This is a genomic window from Mesorhizobium sp. M2C.T.Ca.TU.002.02.1.1 (genome assembly GCF_003997225.1).
On sequence record NZ_RZTO01000476.1, the window covers coordinates 1 to 4,824 of the forward strand.

Genomic DNA, 4,824 nt, shown 5'->3' on the forward strand with positions numbered 1-4,824 from the left:
AGCTTGTTCTTGGCCATGTAGCGGGCGACGAACTGCGACAGCACCAGCCCGCGGTTGAAGTAGCAGGAGAAACCGCCGCCGGCGTCGGTCGCAAGCGTCTTCCAGTCCGTCCAGTCGCTGGAAACGCCCTTGGTCAGCGGCTTGCCGGGACCTGCGCTCATCATCGCGGTGACCCGGTAGCGCACGACATTGCCGACATCGGCCGCATGGTCGGTCCAGTTGAAGCGCTGGAACGGCCAGACATCCGACGGCCTGTGATCGCCGGATTTCGGCTTGTCCTTGGTGAAGCCGACGCGGTTCTCCACCGGCTCGATCTTCTCGCTTGCGCCGGCCTTGCGGCCGCGCTCGAGCAGGAAGCCGCGGCATCCGGCGATGAAGCCGCTGGGCGCCCAGGCGACGAAGGCGTCGTCGCCATTGGTGTAGACGGAAACCTTTATCGCGACGGCCATCTGTCGTTCCTCCCCATCTGTCGTTCCTCCCGATACGGCGCCGGCATGTCGGGCCCATCGATGCAGCCAACAAAACACCGCGCCGGAGCAGAGCCCCGGATCAGTTGAAAGAAAATTTTCGAAAGAGTGACGGTGACGATTATGTGGCGGCAGAAGATCCGATGTCAATGTTTTGCAGCGTCAAGTACAATTCTATGAACTGCTTCACACTGTGTTTTGTTTGCCAGCGGGCGGCTGGATTGTCGTTTGTCGGCGGGGAGGACTTTCGCCGTTGCTTTCCGTGGGATCGACGCAAACGCTGGGGATTGGCCGCAGGCGCCCGAACTCGTCATTCCTGGGCGGAGCAGCCGCGAAGCGGCGTCGCGGAGACCCTGGAATCCATGCCATGACCTTGATCGCAGGATGCAACGGAGCAGAATTATGCACCGTTGCGTAGCGTCAAAGTCACGGAATGGATCCTCGGGTCTGCGCGCGTCGCTTCGCTCCTTGCTCCGCCCGTGGATGACGACTTCGCGCAGGCTTCGGCCAATCGCCAAGGCATCTGCCAAGCAAATATCCCTGCGCCGGGAAACCGACCGGCCCGGAGACCGTTTCGAAATTCGCTCCGGCGAGTCATATGGTGACCGCCGGAGTAGAATTTCCAAACGGTCTCTCAGCTCTTGCTGGAGGCCAGCACCAGCACCGGCTTCTCGCTGTAAAGCTTGGGGAACAGCGACTTCAGATTCTCGATCTTGGGCAGGTCGTTGTAGACGATATAGGGATAGGTCGGGTTCAGCGTCAGGAAATCCTGATGATAATCCTCGGCCGGGTAGAAGGTCTTGCCGGTTTCGAGCGTGGTGACGATCGGCTTCGAAAACACCTTGGCCTTGTCGAGCTGGGCGATGTAGCTCTCGGCGACCTTCTTCTGCTCGTCATTCTCGGCGAAGATCGTCGAACGGTACTGCGTGCCCTGGTCCGGCCCCTGGTAGTTGAGCTGCGTGGGGTTATGCGCGACCGAGAAATAGACCTGCAGGAGCTGGCCGTAGGTGACCTTCGACGGGTCGTAGGTGATCTCGACGGATTCGGCGTGGCCGGTGCGGCCGGTGCCGACCACTTCGTAGACGGCGTTCTCGGCGCTGCCGCCGGTATAGCCGGACACCGCCTTGCTGACGCCCTTGACGTGCTGGAACACGCCCTGCACGCCCCAGAAGCAGCCGCCGGCGAAGATCGCCTTCTCGGTGCCGCCCGCCGCCTTCTCGTCCAGAGCCGGCGGCGGGATCACCACCGCGTCCTCGGCCGAGCGCGCCGGGCTCTGCCAGAAGACGGCCGCGGCCGCCGCCGCGAGACCAAGCGCTGCAAGCGCGCCGCGGGTGAAGAATGGCCGCGCGGCTTTTGTCTTGATGCCGTTCATGTCCTGATCTCCTTGTTCAGTTTCCCACTATATACGAAAGAGGCCGCGGCCAGGTTCTCACTTTGCCGTGCGGCGGCTAACCGCCAGCGGCGTTCCCCCTCTCCGTCTCGGCTTCGCCGAGCCACCTCTCCCCCGCCTTTGGCGGGGGCGAGGAACCAAGGCTTGCGAAGGCCGCGCCCCCTAGCGATTTGCGTTTCCTCGCCCCCGCAAGGCGGGGGAGAGGTGGATCGGCGCGCAGCGCCGAGACGGAGCGGGGGCTGCGCCGCCCTATGCGATTGCCTCTCCGGCCGGCGGCGTCGCAAGCCCACCTTACTGCGCGGTGCCATCCGCCGGCTTCATGGCGTCGGTTGCCGGCTTCATCGCATCCGCCGGCTTCATCGCATCCGTTGCCGGCTTCATCGCCTCGGTGCTCACGGCGTCGGGCTTCATGGCATCGGCCGGCTTCATCGCGTCCGTCGCCGGCTTCATGGCGTCGGTCGCCATCGCGTTGGCGGGCTTCATCGCATTGGTCGTGTCGTCGGCGCGGGCGCCGGCAACGAAGACCGAAGCGGAAAGCGCGAAGGCCAGCGCCGGAAGCGTGAGGAACTTGGTCATGGGTCGTACTCCTTGGGTTATGGCGCGCGACTGCGAGCCAGGTGATGCGTTGCCGCCTTCTGCGGCGCCGCGCGAAAGGGGTGAAAAATCAGTTGGCGGCGGCGGCGAGGATCGGCCCGCCGCCAGGCGTCTGCACCAGCACCGCGGTGCTCAAGCCGCCGGTCGCCGCCGGCAGCGGCAGCGTGGTCGCCGCGCCGTTCCAGCTGCCGAGCTTGGTCAGCGCATGCACGACATTGGCGTGCGGCAGCGTGCGGCCGGTGTTCTCGCCGCGCGCCACGGGCACCTCGACGACGCCTCTCGTGTAGCGTACCAGCCAGATGTCGGCGCCGCCGCCCGGCGCCGTGCCGGCGCCGATGCTGACCTTGCCCTGGCCGAGCGAAAGCTCCGGGCCTTGCGTGCGGCCGCTGCTGGCGATCAGCCTCTGGATCTCGCCGGGCGCCGCGCCCACGGCATCGCTCCTGCCGTTCACCACCACTTGCGGCGTGAACGGCCCGTCGCGGCCGAGCGACGGCTCGTAGGTCACCTGGCGATCGGTGAATTCCTTGCGGCCGAACGTGTCCTTCCAGCCGAGATAGTCCCAATAGGTGACGTTGAACGACAGCGCCAGGACGCCAGGCTGGTCCTTGACCTTGATCAGGTTGGCGTTGGCCGGCGGGCAGGACGAGCAGCCCTGGCTGGTGAACAGCTCGACCACGGTCAGCGGCTCAGCGGACGCGGCGCCGAGCGTGGCGGCAAGCATCGCGCCGGCGAGCAGGCTTGTCTTCAATCCGGTCATGGGAAGCAATCTCCGTAGCGGGTCATGCTCCGATTTCGCCGCCGCGGAGGGGTTCGTTACAGCTTCACCGGTTTGTGATTACGCACTTCCCTTCTCCCCCTGTGGGAGAAGGTGGCTCGGCGCGCAGCGCCGAGACGGATGAGGGGTGTTCCAGCGGAGTGAGACGTCGATCCCGCTCACCGCCAAGGCTGGAGGCTGGGGTCCTTTACATAGGCGATAATAGTATCGCAGACGCCGTCCATATCTTTCAGGACATCGTCGTTCCAAAAGCGCAAGATCCGGAACCCTCTTGCCTTCAACTCGGCTCCGCGAGCCAAATCCGATTCCGAGTTGGCGTACTGACTACCATCAAGCTCGACGATGAGATGTGCCTCGAGGCAAGCGAAATCGGCGACGTATTTTCCAATGGGCACCTGCCGGCGAAACTTGATCCGGTCGAGTCTGCGGTCGCGCAACTCCTGCCACAGCTTGTGCTCAGCCTCCGTCATTTCACGGCGGAGCGTGCGGGCAAAGCTGCGTTTGGCTTGGTTGACGGGCTGGTGCGGCATTGCACTAGATTAATTGGCCGCCTCACTCCGTCCAACACCCCTCATCCGTCTCGGCGCTGCGCGCCGAGCCACCTTCCCCCACAAGGGGGGAAGGAGAGGCGGCAGCCCTACTGCGTCAGCACCGTTTCCGACGGGCGCTGGTTGTAGTCGCATTTGCCTTGCACGGTGTAGAAGAAGTCGGCGTCGGTATAGGCTTCCGGCACGGACGAGCCGCCGTCTTCCCAGCCCTGGTAGCCGGTCTGGCCGCAGGGGACGGCGGTGAAGATGTCGACCTTCTGGCCGGTCGCCACTTCGGTCAGGTTGGTCGGGCCGGTGCCGATGAAAAGGCGGTTCGAGGTGGTGGGATCGTTCGACTTGAGCACGGCTGGTTTGCCCGACGGCACGTCCATCTCGAGATAGAGCTGGTCCATCTGGCTGACGTCGATCACCGCGCCGGCGCCGTTGGCGGGATAGAAGGTATCGACGCAGTAATAGGTCGTGCCGTACTGGTCGGTCTGGATGGCCGTTCCGGCCGGCACGGATTTCTGCAGGCTCTTCAGCGTGCCGGTGGTGCAGACCTGCTTCTGCACCGTGGTGGAGGTGGAGCCGTTGACCGTGTTCACGGTCGTGGTGCCGTAGCCCTTCGGATCGCCATAGCCATTATAGGCGTAGGTGATCGTCATCAGCTTCTGGGCGGTGGTGTCACCGAACTTGGTGCCCCACAGAATCATGGTCTTTGCCCAATAGCCCGACACCTTCGTCACCCGGAAGGTGGTCTGCACCAGCGCCGGCGTCTTGCGCACCGACGAGCCGACGCCGACCGGCACCGTGTCGATACGGGCTACTTGCATGAAGTCGGTCGGCATCAGGTAGGTCGCCTTGGCGGTGAAGGTCGCCGTGCCGGCGGCATCGACATTGACGCCGGTCAGCGTCGCCGTGCCCTCGCCGCCATTGGCCGCATAGGCCTGCTGCAGCGCCGTCTGGCGGTCGGACAGCGATGTCGTGGTCGGCAGCGTGGTGATCGAGATGATCGCGGCATCGAGCGCGTTCTGCATGTCGCTTCGCGTCGTCACCGCCGAGGTGTAGTCG

The 4,824-nt window shown here is 64.6% G+C and carries 5 protein-coding genes and 1 pseudogene; all 6 read right to left on the bottom strand.

Annotated features, from left to right (window positions below):
* Positions 1-449, bottom strand: a pseudogene (locus EOD07_RS22650) (hypothetical protein); the annotation flags it as partial.
* A 652-nt stretch (positions 450-1,101) separates the two neighbouring features.
* Positions 1,102-1,839, bottom strand: a complete 738-nt coding sequence (gene msrA / locus EOD07_RS22655) for a peptide-methionine (S)-S-oxide reductase MsrA (RefSeq protein ID WP_127237050.1) — start codon at positions 1,837-1,839, stop codon at positions 1,102-1,104.
* Between the two features lie 309 nt (positions 1,840-2,148).
* A complete protein-coding gene (locus tag EOD07_RS22660) occupies positions 2,149-2,433 on the bottom strand; it encodes a hypothetical protein (RefSeq protein WP_127237051.1) in 285 nt (94 codons plus the stop codon).
* A gap of 88 nt (positions 2,434-2,521) precedes the next feature.
* Complete coding sequence (locus tag EOD07_RS22665; protein WP_127237052.1) at positions 2,522-3,208, bottom strand: DUF1223 domain-containing protein; 687 nt, start codon at positions 3,206-3,208, stop codon at positions 2,522-2,524.
* A gap of 176 nt (positions 3,209-3,384) precedes the next feature.
* Positions 3,385-3,756 (bottom strand): DUF559 domain-containing protein, encoded by a 372-nt coding sequence (locus tag EOD07_RS22670; protein WP_127237053.1) that lies wholly within the window; start codon positions 3,754-3,756, stop codon positions 3,385-3,387.
* 107 nt (positions 3,757-3,863) lie between these two features.
* The coding region (locus EOD07_RS22675; protein WP_127237054.1) for a hypothetical protein at positions 3,864-4,824 on the bottom strand (961 nt) is incomplete at its 5' end.

Excerpts from the sequence above, each read along its gene's own strand:
- msrA (WP_127237050.1), bottom strand. The coding sequence starts at position 1,839 with ATGAACGGCATCAAGACAAAAGCCGCGCGGCCATTCTTCACCCGCGGC.
- EOD07_RS22660 (WP_127237051.1), bottom strand. The coding sequence starts at position 2,433 with ATGACCAAGTTCCTCACGCTTCCGGCGCTGGCCTTCGCGCTTTCCGCT.
- EOD07_RS22665 (WP_127237052.1), bottom strand. The coding sequence starts at position 3,208 with ATGACCGGATTGAAGACAAGCCTGCTCGCCGGCGCGATGCTTGCCGCC.
- EOD07_RS22670 (WP_127237053.1), bottom strand. The coding sequence starts at position 3,756 with ATGCCGCACCAGCCCGTCAACCAAGCCAAACGCAGCTTTGCCCGCACG.